This window comes from Glacieibacterium sp., from assembly GCF_965200405.1.
In the GTDB taxonomy this organism is placed as follows: Bacteria; Pseudomonadota; Alphaproteobacteria; order Sphingomonadales; family Sphingomonadaceae; genus Glacieibacterium.
On the sequence record NZ_OZ241356.1, the window covers coordinates 2286277 to 2302259 of the forward strand.

Sequence of the window (15983 nt, forward strand, 5' to 3'; positions counted from 1 at the left end):
CCATGAAGTTCGAAACTCCTGCCGGCGCCAACCCGATCGACCGGCTGAAGGTCGTGGGCCGGGCCCATGACCGCATCGATGGGCCGCTAAAGACGACCGGTACCGCGCCTTACGCTTATGAGCATCACAGCGAAGCGCCGGATGCGGCTTATGGCTATGTCGTCACGTCGGCCATCGCCAAGGGTCGGATAACCGCCATGCGCCTGACCGAGGCCAAGGCGGCACCCGGGGTGATCGCCATCGTCACCGCGAAGGAGGCGGGAAAGCTCGGGAAGGGCAAGTACAACACCGTCAAGCTGTTGGGTGGACCCGAAGTCGATCACTACCACCAGGCGATCGCCGTCGTCGTTGCCGGGACGTTCGAGCAGGCACGCGCCGCTGCAGGCCTGCTGCGCGTCGACTACACCCGCGCCAATGGCCAATACGACCTCGACGAGGGATTGAAGACCGCGCCGCTCGACGGGGGATCCAGCGACGAGGGTAGCGAGGCGCCGCCGGTCGATCGTATCGGCGAGTTCGAGCCGGCTTTCGCAGCGGCACCGGTCCAGCTCGATGCCGATTATTCGACGCCCGACCAGAACCACGCGATGATGGAGCCATTCGCCAGCATCGCTGCCTGGAAGGGTGACGAGCTGACCGTCTGGACGTCCAACCAGATGATCGACTGGGGCCGCACCGACCTGGCGACGACGTTGAACATGCCCAAGGAAAAGGTCCGCCTGATCTCCAGCTATGTCGGCGGCGGTTTTGGCGGGAAGCTGTTTCTGCGTACCGATGCGGTGTTGGCGGCATTGGCCGCGCGCGCGGCGAAGCGGCCGGTGAAGCTCGCCTTGTCCCGCCCGATCATGGCGAACAACGCGACGCACAGGCCAGCGACGCGCCAGCGGATCCGTATCGGTGCCGAGCGCGACGGGACGATCACTGCGATCGCACATGAGAGTGGCTCCGGCGATCAGCCCGACGGCAAGCCAGAGACGGCCGTCATGCAGAGCAAGCTGCTCTACGCCGGTGCCAATCGCCTGATATCGATGCGACTGGCCGTGCTGAACCTGCCCGAGGGAAACTCGATGCGGGCGCCGGGCGAGGCCCCCGGACTGATGGCGCTGGAAATCGCCATGGACGAGATGGCCGAAAAGCTTGGGATGGATCCGATCGCGTTCCGCATCAAGAACGATACGCAGACCGATCCGGAAAAGCCCGGACGTCGGTTCTCGGAGCGCCAGCTTGTTCGTTGCCTCAACGAGGGGGCAACGGCGTTTGGCTGGGCGAAGCGCAAATCCAAACCGGCGCAGGTGCGGGACGGTCGCTGGCTGGTCGGCATGGGCGTGGCGGCGGCGTTCCGCAATCACATGAGCATGCCGTCGGCGGCGCGGGTGCGGCTGGGCCGTGACGGCGTGGTCACGGTGGAAACCGACATGACCGATATCGGCACGGGCAGCTACACCATCCTCGCCCAGACGGCGGCCGAGATGATGGGTGTGCCGACGGAAGCGGTGGTGGTCCGGCTTGGCGATTCCGACTTCCCGGTCTCGGCCGGCTCGGGTGGGCAGTTCGGCGCCGGAAATTCAACGGCCGGTGTCTACGCCGCCTGCGTCAAGCTTCGCGCCGCAGTGGCGCAGCGCCTCGGCTATAATTCGACCGATGCGGTGTTCGAGGACGGCAAGGTTCGCAGCGGCAATCGTTCGGCCGAGCTGCGCCAGGCCGCCGCGGCGGGCGAACTGGTCGCCGAGGACCAGATCGAGTTCGGCGACCTCGACAAGACCTGGCAGCTGTCGACGTTCGGCGCGCACTTCGTCGAGGTCGGCGTCGATGCCTATACCGGGGTGACGCGCGTCCGCCGTATGCTGGCGGTCTGCGCGTCAGGCCGGATCATCAATCCCAAGTCTGCACGCAGCCAGGTCATCGGCGCGATGACCATGGGCGTCGGCGGCGCTTTGATGGAGGAGTTGGCGGTAGACAAGCGCTTCGGCTTTTTCGTCAATCACGACCTCGCCGGCTATGAGGTGCCGGTCCATGCCGACATCCCGCACCAGGAGGTCATCTTCCTCGACGAGGCGGACGACAAGGCCAATCCGATGAAGGCGAAGGGCGTTGGCGAACTGGGGCTGTGCGGTGTCGGCGCGGCCGTTGCCAATGCGGTCTATAATGCGACGGGCGTTCGGGTTCGCGATTATCCGATCACGCTCGACAAGCATCTCGACCGGCTGCCTGCGGTGGCCTGAGGCTGGGTCCCGCTCGGCTGGTGCAAGGGTCCAGTTGCACCAGGCCGGCGGGCTGGCAGATAGCGCGCGGTAGGAGTTGGTATGCGGCCGGGTTGCCTCGGCGCCTAAGGGGGACTGTTGGACGCAGGCATAGGCACCCGGCAGCGCATCGGCAGCACTAGAACTCGAACGCCTCGACCTCCGAACGCTTGCCGAGCAGGAAGCAGTCGGCGACCAGCTGGAACGGGGCGACGTCGACGCGCGAGTTGCCCGCTTCGATCATTGCCGCGAAATCACGGTATATGTCCGGATATTCGTCGGTCTGACCGGTGAATGCCGGCTGGCCCTCGATGGTCAGCGTCGCACCGCCACCGGTCAGCCGCAGCTTCAGGCCATCGACCGTTTCGATATCGATTTCCCAGGTCTGCTCGCCGGTCTGGCGCCAATCGAACTCGGCATGCAGGTTTTCATCCGCGGTCAGGCCGGTCGCAAATTTGAGGTTCGCCGCGATCGGCGCCTCGCGGTTGGCCGGGAACGACAGTTCGGCTTGCGACACGAAGATCGGCGCGGGCAGTATCGTCGTCAGGATCGACAAGGCATTGATGCCGGGATCGAAGATGCCGAAGCCGCCGGCCTCGAGGATCCAGTCCTGGCCCGGATGCCAGCGGCGCAGGTCCTCCTTCCAGATCACGTCGAGGGTCTTCACGACCTTGCCGGCCAGCGCAGCACGGGTGCGCTTGACCGCCTCGTTATGCTGCGCGTGCCAGGTGGCGAAGGCGACCTTGCCGGCGGCAGTGGCTCGCGCCGCGATATCGAGGACCTCGGTAACGGTACCGGCCGGCGGCTTTTCCAGCAGCACATGCTTGCCGGCAGCCAGGCACTCGGCGGCGATGGCGCGACGCGGGCCGGGTGGGGTGCAGATCGCCACCGCATCGAGCCCGGGCGTCTTGGCGAGCATCTCGCGGTAATCGGTGTAGAAATAGGTCGCGTCCTCCGGGGTCTTGCCGCTGGTGCTCGACACCGCAATCAGTTCGAAGGCGTCGACACTCCGGATCGCCGGAACATGCTGATCTTGCGCGATTTTTCCAAAGCCGATGATCCCGATCCCGTACTTCGCCATTAAACTTTTCCTTTCGGTCGCATTCGGTTTTTCGAAACCTCTAGACCCGGTCGGCCGGTTCCAACGCGCAGGCAGCGTGCTCCGCCTCGATCTGAACGGTCGGGTGAGCAATCCCATATTCGTGCGCAAGATCATGCGCGATACGGTGCAGCAACGCATCGTGCGGACCCTCACCCGGAACCCCAAGATGCACGGTCAGCGCCACCTCGGTCGTGCTCATCGACCAGATGTGCATGTCATGGACCGCAACGACGCCGGGGAGGCCCGCAAGATAGCGCTCTACCTTGTCGCAATCGATGCCCGCCGGCACAGCGTCCAGCGACAGTCGCAGCGACTCCTTGAGCAGCCCCCAGGTGCCGACGACGATCACCGCGGCGACGACCAGGCTGACCACGGGATCGAGCCATAACCACCCGGTAAAGGAAATGGCCAGCGCAGCGAGCACGACGCCCGCCGACACGATGGCGTCGCTCAGCATGTGCAGGAATGCCCCCTGAACATTGAGATCGCCCTTCCGCCCGGCAACGAACAGCAGCGCAGTGATACCGTTGACGACGATCCCCGCACCCGCCACCAGCATCACCGTGCCTGTCGCAATCGGCTCGGGGTCGGCGAAGCGCCCAATCGACTCGGCGACGATGATGCCGACCGCAACGAGCAGCGCCACCGCGTTGATCAGCGACGCCATGATCGACGAGCGTCGCCAGCCATAGGTGAAGTTGCGCGACGGCAGGCGCCGCGTCGCCCAGGCCGCACCCCACGCCAGCAGCAGCCCGAGCACGTCGGACGCATTGTGCCCAGCATCCGCCAGCAGCGCCAGCGAGTGCGAACTCAGCCCATACACCACCTCTGCCGCAACAAAGGCGACGTTGAGCCCGATGCCGATCGCAAAGGCGCGGTCGAAGTTCGCCGGCGCGTGGCTGTGCCCATGCCCGCCGCCATGCGAATGGCCGCTGGAAGGCGCGTGCGAATGGGCGTGCGAGTGGTCGTGAGCCATGATCCCCTCCACCCGGTTGCGCCGCCGTGGTCAAGAGCTTGTGTCGCCGCCGGAGACCGCGATCAGGTCGAAACGCGCCCGATCGGCCAATAGGTCGCGTAACGCTCGTGCGCGATCCGAAAATACGGCACCAGCCGGACTGGTTGTTGCTCCGCGGACATCACTACGAACTCCAGCGACCTCTCACTGGGACGAATTTCGCGGGCGATCGCCTCTGGATCGCCGGCAAGCTTGGGCGGCGTGAACGGCGCAGCGTTATAGTCGCCGTACTTGCGCTCGTTGACGACGATATCGACACTTGGCGCGATCCCGTCGCGCCCCAGCGCACCGGCCAGCACGAGCGGTCCATAAGTGAATGCGACGATGTCCGGCGCGACCGGTGATCGCTCGACGCCGACCTCCATGACCAAGCTCATCTCGACCGTGTCGCCGTTCCGCCAGGTCCGCGCGAGCTCGACATAACTGCCGGGATCGATCGACCGCAGCGCTTCGACGCCATTGACCGACACCACCGCAGTGCGGCTCCAGCCGGGATGGCGCATCTTCAGGGTCAGCTCGGTCGGGCGCTTCATCGTCCAGCGCAGGGCCGTCGTCGCCGCGTCGGGGAAGGCCGTCGCCTGGGTCAGAGTGGCACCGACTGCCTTCCACGTGACCGTGGAGGGAATAAGCAGGTTCACGTAGATTGCGCGATCATCATGGAAGTAGATCGAGTCGCGATATTTGACATGGTTCTCCATGCCCGTGCCGGTGCAGCACCAGAATGAATTCTCGGGCGTGTGGTACAGCTTCATGTAGCCGGGCCGGGCGCCCTGGAAATAGGTTGCCATGCCGGTCTCGGGATCTTGCGAAGCGAGGATGCCATTGTAGAGCGTCCGTTCGTAAAAATCCGCATAGGCGGGCTGGGGATCGTGCAGGAACAGGGCCCGGGTCAGCTTCAGCATGTTGTGCTGACCGCAGGTTTCAGATCCCTTTGCCGAGAAGACGTGGTCGGCGAAGTTCGCGACCGGGTAGAAGTGCTCGTTGTCACCGTGTCCGCCGGTTACGTAGGAGCGGGTTGTCGTCACCGTCTTCCAGAAGAACTGTGAGGCGGCCTGGTATTCAGGCTTGCCGGTGACGTCCCAAACCCGCGCGAACCCGACGATCTTGGGAATTTGCGTGTTTGCGTGCAGCCCGTCCAGATGGTCGCGGTTCTTCGCCAACGGTGCCATGACCGACTTGTGCGAGAAACGCTCGGCCATGTGGCGGTAGTCGGCCTCGCCGGTTAGCAGGTAAAGATCGGCGAAGACCTCGTTCATGCCGCCGTGCTCGGTCTCCAGCATGGTTTCGAACTGTGCATCATCAAGCGGCCGGGTCGCAGCAACGGCCCAATCGGCGAGGCGCAGCAGCACGTCGCGCGAGGTTGTGCTGTCGGACAATGTCGCTGCATCACGCAAGCCGGCAAAGACTTTGTGAAGCGTGTACCATGGCACGCCGGTGATCTTTTCGCCGCGCAGGTGCGCCGCAATCAGCCTCGGCCCATCGGGGAAAGCGCAGATCAATCCGGACTGCGATGCCAGTTGGCAGGCTGCGAGATCCGCCGCGATATACTCGATCTTCGCCTTGAAGCGCTTGTCGCCGGTGGAGCGCCACGCAAGGGCGCAGGCTGACAGGTAATGGCCCAGCGTATGGCCGTGGCAGTTGATCTCCGCCCAGATCGGCTCCGACTCCCAGCCGCCATAGACTGGCGCCCGTGGCGGCAAGCCAGCATTGACCCGGAAGTTGTGAAGCATCCGGTCCGGCTGCAACGACAGCAGGTATGCTTCGGTCTTGCGTTGGGCATGGAGAAACGGGCCCTCGCCCAGGGTCACGTCGGCCATGTCGAATGCCTGCAGCTTTGCCTTGGGCAGGGTCACATCGACCTCCGCTGCATAACCCGGTGCGGAGCGAAGGCTGGCGACGACCGGTCCGGCGACCAGCGCACTCGTCGCCGTCCCGGCCAGGAAGGTCCGGCGGCTATGGCCTGTGCAGCACGGTCCAAGCATTCCGAGATTCCTTGCGCAATTCCCGTACAATTGTCTGAGTAGCCCAAGGCCCTGCGCAACGAAAGCATGTCCAGCGGGCAGTGCACGCCTATCATCCGTCCGCATGGCAGGTCATAACTGCTGCGACACGGTGGGGTTTGTCGCGGATGCGGAAGTGGCTGAGGATCGGCACGGGGGTCGGCGCGGTACTGGCGACGGTATTCGTCGGTCTGGCGAGCTGGGACAATCTGACCGCCCGGGCGCCTGCCGCCGACCCGGTTGTCGTGCATCATGTCCGCATCGTTCGTGATACCTACGGCGTGCCGCACATCTTCGGCCGCACCGACGCCGATGTTGCGTTCGGCCTGGCCTACGCCCATGCCGAGGACGATTTCCCGACGATAGAGCATTCCATGGCGGCGGCGCGCGGTCGTGCCGGAGCGATCACGGGTGCCGAGGGAGCTAAGCTCGACTTCGCCAATGCGCTGCTCGACGCTCAAGATGTGGCGGAGCGCGGCTTTGCGACCCAGCTCGACCAGCCGACGCGTGACCTTGTCGACGCTTATGCCGCGGGGCTCAACCGCTATGCCGAAAAGCACCCGGGCGAGGTCCGGCTGCGAGGGTTGTTCCCGCTGAACGGGCGCGACGTGGTGACGTTGTTCGCGGTGCGCCTGCCGTTCTTTTTTGGGCTCGACCGAACGTTGGGGATGATGCTCGACAACAAGCCGGCACCACGCAACGCCGGACCGGGCGGCGAGAAGGGCTCCAACGGCTTTGCGGTGGCGCCGGGACGCTCGACCGACGGCGTCACCCGGCTGATCTCCAATTCGCATCAACCTTGGGAAGGCGACGTCGCCTGGTACGAGGCGGTAGTGCATTCCGACGCGGGCTGGGACTTTGCCGGCGCACTGTTCCCGGGCGTGCCGTTCCCGGTGGTCGGGCACAACAAGACCCTGGGCTGGACCGAGACGGTCGATCGGCCGGACCTCGTCGATGTCTACAGGCTGGCAATGGACGCCGACGGCACGCACTACCGCTTCGACGACAAGTGGCTGCCGCTGGAGCAGACGCGCGTCTGGCTGCACGTCCGTTTCGGGCCGCTGGTGCTGCCAATCCCGAAGACGGTGTATCGCTCGGTGCAGGGGCCGGTGATCAGGAACGAGCGCGGGGTGTTCGCGATCCGCTATGCCGGGATCGGCGACGTCGGCGCGGTGCAGCAGTGGTATAAGCTCAACAAAGCGCGCGACTTCGGGGAGTGGAAGGCGATCATGGCGCGTCAGGGCGTGCCGTCGTTCAACTTCGTCTATGCCGACGCGGCGGGACACATCGGCATGTTCTACAATGCGCGCTTCCCCAAGCGTATAACGGGCTTCGACTGGCAGGGCGAACTGCCGGGCGCCACCAGCAAGACGCTGTGGACGAGCTATGAGCCGTTCAGCGCGGACCCGGCCATCGTTGATCCCGCAGCGGGCTGGGTGGCCAACTCGAACAACACACCGTTCCATGCGACCGATCCGGCGAGCGACATCAAGCGGGTCGACTTCGCTCCTGAGCTCGGCATCGAGACCAACATGACCAATCGGGCGCTGCGCTGGATGGACCTGTTTGCGGCCCATCCCGGCAAGCTGTCGCGCGAAGATCTGCTCCGCATCAAGTTCGACAAGGGCTATAGTCACGCTGGCGTAATGGGGGCGTGGATGGCGAAGCTGGCGGCGGTCGATACCAGCGGCGCACCTGAATCTGCGGCGGCGCAGGCGCTGCTGGCAAAGTGGGACTGGGTCCAGGACGGGCAGGGGCCTGCCGATGCAATGGCGGCGATGGTGATCGGCAGTGCAGCAGGAGCGGCCAACGACGGCGATCCGTTGCCGGATGCGAAGGCCGTGCTGGCAAACGACAGCGCTTGGCTGAAAGCCAGTTTCGGTCGGCTGGATCCGCCACTGGCGTCGCTGCAGCGTATTGTCCGCGGCAAGACCAGCCTGCCGGTATTCGGTGGCCCCGACACCATCCGCGCGATCTATAGTCGCGAGGAGAAGGGCGTACGGGTCGCCGACCACGGAGACAGCTTCATCATGCTCGTAGAATGGGGGAGGGACGGCGCCGTTCATTCGGAGAGCATTCACCAGTACGGCGCTGCAACTGCGCGTCCTGACTCGCCGCACTACGCCGACCAGGCGCCACTGTTCGCCGCCGAGAAGTGGAAGCCGGTGTGGTTCACCGAGGCCCAGCTGGCCGGCCATGTAGAAAGGTCCTACCGGCCATGATCGCTACCCCCGCCCATATCGACACCATCGCGCACAACATCCAGCTGGCGGTGGCCCCGGTGTTTCTGCTGACCGGTATCGCATCGATCCTCAACGTCATGACCAGTCGCTTGAGCCGCGTCATCGACCGGGCCCGCAAGCTAGAGTCGGAGCTAAGCAGCTACGACGCTGCGGCGCGGAAGCGGGCCGGCAAGGAGATGGTGGTGCTCGGCCGGCGCATGTCGGCGGCACATTGGGCAATCGGACTGTGCACCCTGTCGGCGCTGTTCGTCTGCATCGTCGTCGCGATCCTGTTCGTCGGCGACGTTATCCCGATGCGTGCCTCCGCCGCCGTCGCGCCGCTATTCATTTTGGTGATGATCCTGCTGATCGCGGGACTACTCGCCTTCCTGGCCGAGGTTCAGATTGCGATGCGCTCGGTCCGGGTCCGAGGCGAAGCACTGGAGGACTTCAGGGGTTAGTGGACGCCTCCGCCGACAGTGTCTCATCGACACTGTCGGCAGATACAGTTGCGGCTAGTTCTTGGCCTTGTCGACGAGCTGGTTCTTGCCAATCCACGGCATCATGGCGCGCAGCTTCTCGCCAACTTCCTCGATCTCGTGACGGGCCTGCAGCTTGCGGCTGGCCTTGAGGACCGGGTTGCCGGCGCGGTTGTCGAGGATGAAGTCGCGAACGAAGCGCCCTTCCTGGATGTCCTTGAGGACGCGCTTCATCTCGGCCTTGGTCTCGTCGGTGACGATGCGCGGGCCGGTGACGATGTCGCCGAATTCGGCGGTGTTGCTGATCGAGTAGCGCATGTTGGCAATGCCGCCCTCGTACATCAGGTCGACGATCAACTTGACCTCGTGCAGGCACTCGAAATACGCCATCTCAGGTGCATAGCCGGCCTCGGTCAGCGTCTCGAAGCCCGCCATGACCAGCTGGGTCAGGCCGCCGCACAGCACGACCTGCTCGCCGAACAGGTCGGTCTCGCACTCCTCGCGGAAGGTCGTCTCGATGATGCCGGAGCGTCCGCCACCAATCGCCGAGGCGTAGCTCAGCGCGACATCATGGGCGTTGCCGCTGGCATCCTGGTGGATGGCGACGAGGCACGGCACGCCGCCGCCGCGAGCATATTCGGAGCGCACCGTATGGCCCGGGCCCTTTGGCGCGACCATGAACACGTCGATATCGGCACGCGGCTCGATCAACTGGAAGTGCACGTTGAGCCCGTGCGCGAAGGCGAGGGCGGCGCCTTCCTTCATGTTGGCAGCGAGGTCGTCGGCATAAATGCCTGCCTGATGCTCGTCGGGCGCGAGGACCATGATGATGTCGGCCCATTTCGCCGCCTCGGCGTTGCTCATCACCTTGAAGCCGGCGCCTTCCGCCTTGGCCGCCGTGGCAGAACCCGGACGCAGCGCGACGGCGACTTCACCGACGCCGGAATCGCGCAGGTTCTGGGCATGGGCATGGCCCTGGCTGCCATAACCGACGATGGCAATCTTCTTGGCCTTGACCAACCCGATGTCGGCATCGGCGTCGTAATAAACTCGCATGTGCTTTCCTTAGTTAGACTTGTATTTCCAAAAGCCAAGACGGCTCCCATCTAGCACGCCACGAGCAACGAGGCGTTGCCGCGCGTACTGGACACGATTTTCCCAATGATTACGGCCATCAAATGCCATTGTAAGTTTTCGCTGCTCTGGACTTAGATTGAAGTGCTTAGCTAGCGCTTCGTATGCAGTTTTTGGTGTTACCCATTCGCCGATAGTTAACAGGTAATCGGTAAGAGCCTCTTCTACTTGCGGCTGCGGCGGAAGCCCTATCATCGTCATTGCATTACCCTCAAACCGCCGCCGCTCCTCGTGAGATGGCCACGACGCCGGTGCGAGCGACCTCGACCAGCCCGACTTCGCGCATCAGGTCGATGAAGCTCTGCACCTTGGCGGTCGAGCCGCTGATCTCGAAGACGAAGCTGCCGGTGGTGGTGTCGACCGGCCGAGCGCGGAAGATGTCGGCCAGCCGCAGCGCCTCGACGCGCTTGTCACCGGAGCCCGCGACCTTGACCAGCGCCATCTCGCGCTCGACGTGCGGGCCGAGCGCGGTCAGGTCGAGGACGCGGTGGACAGGGACCAAGCGGTCGAGCTGCGCCATGATCTGCTCGATCACCGCTGGCGGACCAGAGGTGACCACGGTAATCCGGCTGACCGCATGGTCGCTGCTGACGTCGGCGACGGTCAGGCTCTCGATGTTATACCCGCGCGCCGAGAACAGCCCGACGATACGCGCGAGAACGCCCGCTTCGTTGTCGACGAGAATGGAAAGCGTATGCGGTTCGGATGGTGCGGATTTCACTAAACTAGGGCCTGTGCATCTTCGTCGGCAGCGGCTTTGCAGTCGCCACCTTCGAGCATCATTTCGGTATGGGCGGCGCCGCTGGCGATCATCGGGTAGCAGCTTGCCAGCTTGGTGACCTGGCAGTCGACGAACACCGGGCCGTCCGTGGCCAGCATCTGGGCGATACCGGCGTCGAGCTGGTCCTCGGTTTCGATGCGGATGCCGGTCCAGCCGTACGCCTCAGCCAGCTTGACGAAGTCGGGCAGCGAATCCGAATAGCTTTCCGAATAGCGGCTGCCATGGTTGAGCTGCTGCCACTGGCGCACCATCCCCATGTATTCGTTGTTGATGACGAACACCTTGACCGGCAGGCGGTACTGGATGGCGGTGCCGAGCTCCTGGATGTTCATCTGGATGCTGGCCTCGCCGGCGATGTCGATGACCAGTGCGTTCGGGTTGCCGAGCTGCGCGCCGATCGCTGCCGGCAGCCCGTAGCCCATGGTGCCGAGGCCGCCGCTGGTCAGCCACTTGTTCGGCGCGTCGAAGCCGAACTGCTGGGCCGCCCACATCTGGTGCTGGCCGACCTCGGTGCTGATGATCGGCTTGAGGTGCCGCGTCATCTCCCACAGGCGGCGGATGGCGTGCTGCGGCGCGATCTCCGGTCCCGACTGGGTGTATCCGAACGAGTTGCGCGCGCGCCAACCCTCGATCTTGGCCCACCAGCCCGACAGGTCGGCGGGGCGATGACCGCGCGCCTTCCAGATGCGGATCATGTCCTCCAGCACATGGCCGACGTCGCCGACGATGCCGAGGTCGACGCGCACCACCTTGTTGATCGAGGAACGGTCGATATCGACGTGGATCTTCTTGGAATTAGGCGAGAAGGCATCGAGCCGCCCGGTGACTCGGTCGTCGAAGCGCGCGCCGAGGCAGACCATCAGATCACACTCGTTCATCGCCAGATTGGCCTGGTAGCTGCCGTGCATTCCCAGCATGCCGAGGAACTGCGGATGCGGATCGGGCATGGTGCCGAGGCCCATCAGCGTCGAGGTCACCGGCGCGCCGGTCAGCCGCGCCAGCTCGCGCAGCAGCAGCGTCGCGTTCGGCCCGGCGTTGATGATGCCGCCGCCGGTGTAGAGGATCGGACGCTCGGCCGCGGCCATCATCTCGACGGCTGCCTCGATCGACGACAGCTCGCCCTTGACCTGCGGCTGGTAGGTCTTGTGCTTGATCGTGCCAGGCTTTGTGTAGCTGGCGGTGGCAACCTGGACGTCCTTAGGGATGTCGATGACCACCGGGCCGGGGCGACCGGCGGTAGCGATGTGAAATGCCTCATGGACGACATCGCCCAGGCGCGCAGTGTCCTTGACCAGGTAGTTGTGCTTCGAACAATGGCGGGTGATGCCGGTCGTGTCACACTCCTGGAAGGCGTCGGTGCCGATCAGATGCGTCGGCACCTGGCCGCACAGCACGACGATCGGGATCGAATCCATCAGCGCGTCGGTGATGCCGGTGACGGCGTTTGTCGCGCCGGGACCCGAGGTGACGAGCACGACGCCGGGCTTGCCGGTCGAGCGCGCATAGCCTTCGGCGGCGTGAACAGCGGCCTGTTCGTGGCGCACCAGGATGTGGCGGATGCGAGTCTGCTTGAACAGCGCATCGTAGATCGGCAGCACGGCGCCGCCGGGATAGCCGAAGATGGTGTCGACGCCGATATCGGTCAGCGCCTGGACGAGGATCTCGGCTCCAGTCTGGGTAGAAGGCATGGCGGCGAACTCTTTGAACTGCGGATGCAGCGCGAGTTACGGTATCAAAGTTGCGTGGTCAAGGCATTAAACAGCAACTTACTTGCGCCGTGCTATGCGATGGTGCGTTGGCGTCTGCGCATCAGAGCGCCGGTGAGGCCGAAGCCGGTGATAAGCTGGAGCCAAATTGCCGGCTCGGGCACGACGCTGTCGTCCGCCGAGATGAACTCGATATCGCGAGCATAGGTACCCAGGTGCACCTCGCCGCTCTGGTTGAAGATCTTCGCGACCACCGAACCGTTGACCGGGCCATTGTTGGTGACCGTCGCTGTCGGCGCCAGGATCGAACCGAAGACCGCGCGATTCAAATTGACGGTGCTGGCGTCGGTAAAGTTCCAGATGATCTGCTGGTTGTGCGTGCTGTTGGCACCGCTGACCGGGTTGAGGTTCCAGTTGTATGTCGCCGCTACCGCATTGTGGAGCGACATATTGGAGCTGGAAATATTGATGATGACCGGCATGCTGGTGTTGGCGAAGTCGTATTTGACCTCGCCATAGCTGAAGAAGTTCTCGTTGACGTTGAACACCGCAAAGCCTGCCGAGCTGGCGACGGCATGCAAGGTAGGACCCTGCGAGCCATAGGTGATGGTGCTGGGATTGTTGGCGATGGTCAGGGCGCCAAGCGCTACGGACAATGCCTTGACGTCGGCGGTAAGCTGCGCAGTGTAGCCCGAAAGCGAAGTGACGACGGGCGCAGTGACGGTGGCGTTGCTGAAACCATAGTTGCTGTGGAAACTCGCGCCGTTGGCGTTGGCATTCCCGCTGATGCTGCCGCCGACGTATAGCGCGGTGTTATTGGCACCGTTGACGTTGGTGACGCTGCCGCCGACCTTGTTGATCGTCGGCGAACCGGAAGTTCCTGCTCCCAGGTTGATGTTGGTCAGCGAGCCGCCGATCTCGATCCGGCTGCCGGCGTGAAGGTTGATGTTGCTGGCACTGCCCCCGATCCGGACCACGGCACCGGCTTCGCTGATGTCGAGCTGCCCACTGCTGCCAACGATATAGGCGCCGTAGCTGTCGCCCGAGCCACTGCCGTGCTTGACGTTGAGCTGGGCGGAATTGTTGCCACCGACCGCGAGGGTCGAGTGATAGGAGTCGACCGCTGTCTGGTGATTTGCGGAGTTGCCGATGCCCAGCGACGCTTGGCCGGTGACATTGCCGCCGACGTAGGTCTTGCCTTCTACGTCGGCCCCAGCTTTGTAATTCTCCAGGACGATGAGGTTGATCTCGCTCATTGTTTTCAGAGCATTTTTCGCATCACCGACGGGTGCGGCATAAGTTGGTGTCGCACCGGCAAATGTGCCGATTGCGGCCGCTACCATCACGGCAGCGGCCGTTCCCCCGAATTTCATCATCGACCCTATCGTGCGAAACGTCGCAAACGGCCCTCCCGCTTGTATTAACTCCCTAGCAACTATTATGCCAAAAACATTTATTGTTTCTTTACCAATCGTTTATCGTTCAGGTAGGTTTCTACGCCGTAAAGAAATCCGACACTTTTCCGTTAAGATTAGTTAATCCCGGTTCGTACCGATGCCAGTCAGGCGTCTGGTTGCGAAACCAGGTTGCCTGACGCTTGGCGTATCGCCGCGTAGCATGGATGATCGCTGATTCGGCCGCAGCCAGTGTCATGCTGTTGTCGAGTACCGCCGACAGCTGCGGAACCCCGATCGCGCGCATTATCGGACTGTCGGTATCGAGGTTGCGTCGGACCAATGCTGCAACTTCGTCCAGCGCACCGGCGGCGAGCATCGCCCCGACGCGGGCACTGCAGCGGTCACGCAACTCCGCCCGGTCGCGCTCGACGACGATAGCGACGACGGCATGCGTCGCGGCGATGCCACCGGTTCGCTCACCCTGCCAGTCGGCCAATGTTCGTCCGGTCGAGCGAACGACTTCGAGCGCGCGCAAAGTGCGCTGGCGATCGGCGCGCTCCAGCCGCGCGGCTGCTGCCGGGTCCTCTCGCTCCAGCGCAGCATTGGCAGCGTCCGGGTCGAGCGATCGAACCTTGGCGCGGACATCGGCGTCGATCTCCGGCACCGGTGCGATGCCGTCGAGCAAGGTGCGCAGGTATAGCCCGGTGCCGCCGACCAGCAGGGGCACGCGGCCCGCTTCCAGCGCTACGTCGATTTCCGCCCGCGCCAGAAACGCCCAGTCGGCGGCCGAACAGGCGTTCGCGCCGTCGACGCAGCCGTACAGCCGGTGCGGTACGGCTGCCATGTCTGCATCGCTCGGTCGGGCCGACAGGATGCGCAGGTCGGCGTAAACTTGGCTCGCATCGGCATTGATGATCGTGCCGCCGAGTTCCCGGGCGACATCGATCGCTACCGCGGACTTGCCGGTCGCGGTCGCGCCCGCGATAACGCCGACCATTGGTTTATCGGGGTTGGGCTGGATGTTGATTGCGACGCTCATTGGGCAAGGCTTGTCGCCGGGCGATATCGCCGTGGCAAGCGACGCCTTGCGCGCGGCAGGGGCGGAGCCAGGCACGCCGGCCTGGATCGATGCGGGCGAGGCGGCGGACCTGAACGTCGCGAAGCTCGACCACGCAAAGGTGCGTGCCGCGCTGGAGGCGGCGCTGCCCAGCTACGACGTGGTCGTTCAGTCGGCTGCAATGCCGCGCCGCAAACGCCTGCTGATTGCCGATATGGATTCGACGATGATCACTTGCGAGTGCATCGACGAGCTTGCCGATTATGCCGGCCTGAAGGCTGAGGTTGCCGCTGTGACCGAGGCGGCGATGCGCGGCGAGCTGGACTTCGTCGCCGCACTGGATGCGCGGGTGGCTCTACTCGCCGGCATGGACGCCGGGGTGATCGACCAGTGTCGGGCAGAGCGCGTGCGCCTGAGCCCCGGCGCAGTGACGCTGGTGCGGACGATGCGTGAAGCCGGCGCCGCGACGGTGCTTGTCTCGGGCGGCTTCACCGCATTCGCCGCGCCGGTCGGCGCTGAGATCGGCTTTGCACATGTCGTCGCGAACGTACTGGAGATCGTCGACGGCCAGCTTACCGGGCGCGTCCTCCGCCCCGTCATCGACGCGGCGACCAAGCGCGCCGAGTTGCTGGCGGCGGGCGTGGACCTGGAGAGCTGCCTTGCCGTCGGTGACGGCGCAAATGACATCCCAATGCTGGAAGCGGCTGGCTTAGGCATCGCCTACCACGCCAAGCCCAAGGCGGCTGCCGCGGCAGATGCAGCCGTGCGGGTGGGCGACCTCCGCGTGCTGCTGTGGGCCCAAGGCATCGGGCGCCGGGACTGGGCCGACTAGCTCGACATCGTTGTCGCC

At 64.4% G+C, this 15983-nt stretch carries 13 protein-coding genes; 4 read left to right on the forward strand and 9 right to left on the reverse strand.

The window, feature by feature from the left end; genetic code table 11:
- The first annotated feature begins 2 nt into the window (after positions 1-2).
- A complete protein-coding gene (gene paoC / locus ACOFKW_RS10755) occupies positions 3-2222 on the forward strand; it encodes an aldehyde oxidoreductase molybdenum-binding subunit PaoC (protein ID WP_419814149.1) in 2220 nt (739 codons plus the stop codon).
- A 157-nt stretch (positions 2223-2379) separates the two neighbouring features.
- Here the strand turns inward: paoC and ACOFKW_RS10760 are convergent, their stop codons facing one another.
- The 3 genes from ACOFKW_RS10760 to ACOFKW_RS10770 all read right to left on the reverse strand — a co-directional run bounded on the left by ACOFKW_RS10760 (position 2380) and on the right by ACOFKW_RS10770 (position 6339).
- Entirely contained in the window at positions 2380-3321 is a 942-nt protein-coding gene (locus tag ACOFKW_RS10760; protein ID WP_419814150.1) for a Gfo/Idh/MocA family protein, read from the reverse strand.
- A gap of 40 nt (positions 3322-3361) precedes the next feature.
- Positions 3362-4318, reverse strand: a complete 957-nt coding sequence (locus ACOFKW_RS10765) for a cation diffusion facilitator family transporter (protein WP_419814151.1) — start codon at positions 4316-4318, stop codon at positions 3362-3364.
- Between the two features lie 62 nt (positions 4319-4380).
- Positions 4381-6339: a beta-L-arabinofuranosidase domain-containing protein gene (locus ACOFKW_RS10770; protein ID WP_419814152.1), complete on the reverse strand. Its 1959-nt coding sequence runs from the start codon at positions 6337-6339 to the stop codon at positions 4381-4383.
- Positions 6340-6485: 146 nt separating this feature from the next.
- Between ACOFKW_RS10770 and ACOFKW_RS10775 the strand changes: the two genes are divergently transcribed.
- Positions 6486-8579 carry a penicillin acylase family protein gene (locus ACOFKW_RS10775; RefSeq protein WP_419814153.1) on the forward strand — a complete coding sequence of 698 codons (2094 nt, stop codon included), beginning with the start codon at positions 6486-6488 and terminating at the stop codon, positions 8577-8579.
- Complete coding sequence (locus ACOFKW_RS10780; RefSeq protein ID WP_419814154.1) at positions 8576-9040, forward strand: DUF2721 domain-containing protein; 465 nt, start codon at positions 8576-8578, stop codon at positions 9038-9040. The genes ACOFKW_RS10775 and ACOFKW_RS10780 overlap by 4 nt, the downstream gene beginning before the upstream one ends.
- A 54-nt stretch (positions 9041-9094) precedes the next feature.
- Here the strand turns inward: ACOFKW_RS10780 and ilvC are convergent, their stop codons facing one another.
- From ilvC to miaA, 6 genes are all read right to left on the reverse strand, one after another.
- On the reverse strand, positions 9095-10114 hold the full coding sequence (gene ilvC, locus ACOFKW_RS10785; RefSeq protein WP_419814155.1) for a ketol-acid reductoisomerase: 1020 nt from the start codon (positions 10112-10114) through the stop codon (positions 9095-9097).
- Between the two features lie 9 nt (positions 10115-10123).
- The gene (locus ACOFKW_RS10790) at positions 10124-10393 is read right to left on the reverse strand and encodes a winged helix-turn-helix domain-containing protein (protein ID WP_419814156.1); all 270 of its coding nucleotides are present in this window, start codon (positions 10391-10393) and stop codon (positions 10124-10126) included.
- Positions 10394-10403: 10 nt separating this feature from the next.
- Positions 10404-10913, reverse strand: a complete 510-nt coding sequence (gene ilvN, locus ACOFKW_RS10795) for an acetolactate synthase small subunit (RefSeq protein ID WP_419814157.1) — start codon at positions 10911-10913, stop codon at positions 10404-10406.
- A complete protein-coding gene (locus tag ACOFKW_RS10800) occupies positions 10913-12661 on the reverse strand; it encodes an acetolactate synthase 3 large subunit (RefSeq protein WP_419814158.1) in 1749 nt (582 codons plus the stop codon). The genes ilvN and ACOFKW_RS10800 overlap by 1 nt, the downstream gene beginning before the upstream one ends.
- 92 nt (positions 12662-12753) lie before the next feature.
- Entirely contained in the window at positions 12754-13935 is a 1182-nt protein-coding gene (locus ACOFKW_RS10805) for a collagen-binding domain-containing protein (RefSeq protein WP_419814159.1), read from the reverse strand.
- A gap of 238 nt (positions 13936-14173) precedes the next feature.
- Positions 14174-15115 carry a tRNA (adenosine(37)-N6)-dimethylallyltransferase MiaA gene (gene miaA / locus ACOFKW_RS10810; protein WP_419814160.1) on the reverse strand — a complete coding sequence of 314 codons (942 nt, stop codon included), beginning with the start codon at positions 15113-15115 and terminating at the stop codon, positions 14174-14176.
- Between miaA and serB the strand changes: the two genes are divergently transcribed.
- Positions 15096-15965, forward strand: a complete 870-nt coding sequence (serB, locus tag ACOFKW_RS10815) for a phosphoserine phosphatase SerB (RefSeq protein WP_419814161.1) — start codon at positions 15096-15098, stop codon at positions 15963-15965. The two genes, miaA and serB, sit on opposite strands and share 20 nt — an antisense overlap.
- The last annotated feature ends 18 nt before the right edge of the window (positions 15966-15983 follow it).

Coding starts and splice junctions, on each gene's coding strand:
- paoC (WP_419814149.1), top strand. CDS start 3: ATGAAGTTCGAAACTCCTGCCGGCGCCAACCCGATCGACCGGCTGAAG.
- ACOFKW_RS10760 (WP_419814150.1), bottom strand. CDS start 3,321: ATGGCGAAGTACGGGATCGGGATCATCGGCTTTGGAAAAATCGCGCAA.
- ACOFKW_RS10765 (WP_419814151.1), bottom strand. CDS start 4,318: ATGGCTCACGACCACTCGCACGCCCATTCGCACGCGCCTTCCAGCGGC.
- ACOFKW_RS10770 (WP_419814152.1), bottom strand. CDS start 6,339: ATGCTTGGACCGTGCTGCACAGGCCATAGCCGCCGGACCTTCCTGGCC.
- ACOFKW_RS10775 (WP_419814153.1), top strand. CDS start 6,486: ATGCGGAAGTGGCTGAGGATCGGCACGGGGGTCGGCGCGGTACTGGCG.
- ACOFKW_RS10780 (WP_419814154.1), top strand. CDS start 8,576: ATGATCGCTACCCCCGCCCATATCGACACCATCGCGCACAACATCCAG.
- ilvC (WP_419814155.1), bottom strand. CDS start 10,114: ATGCGAGTTTATTACGACGCCGATGCCGACATCGGGTTGGTCAAGGCC.
- ACOFKW_RS10790 (WP_419814156.1), bottom strand. CDS start 10,393: ATGACGATGATAGGGCTTCCGCCGCAGCCGCAAGTAGAAGAGGCTCTT.
- ACOFKW_RS10800 (WP_419814158.1), bottom strand. CDS start 12,661: ATGCCTTCTACCCAGACTGGAGCCGAGATCCTCGTCCAGGCGCTGACC.
- ACOFKW_RS10805 (WP_419814159.1), bottom strand. CDS start 13,935: ATGAGCGAGATCAACCTCATCGTCCTGGAGAATTACAAAGCTGGGGCC.
- serB (WP_419814161.1), top strand. CDS start 15,096: ATGTTGATTGCGACGCTCATTGGGCAAGGCTTGTCGCCGGGCGATATC.
- miaA (WP_419814160.1), bottom strand. CDS start 15,115: ATGAGCGTCGCAATCAACATCCAGCCCAACCCCGATAAACCAATGGTC.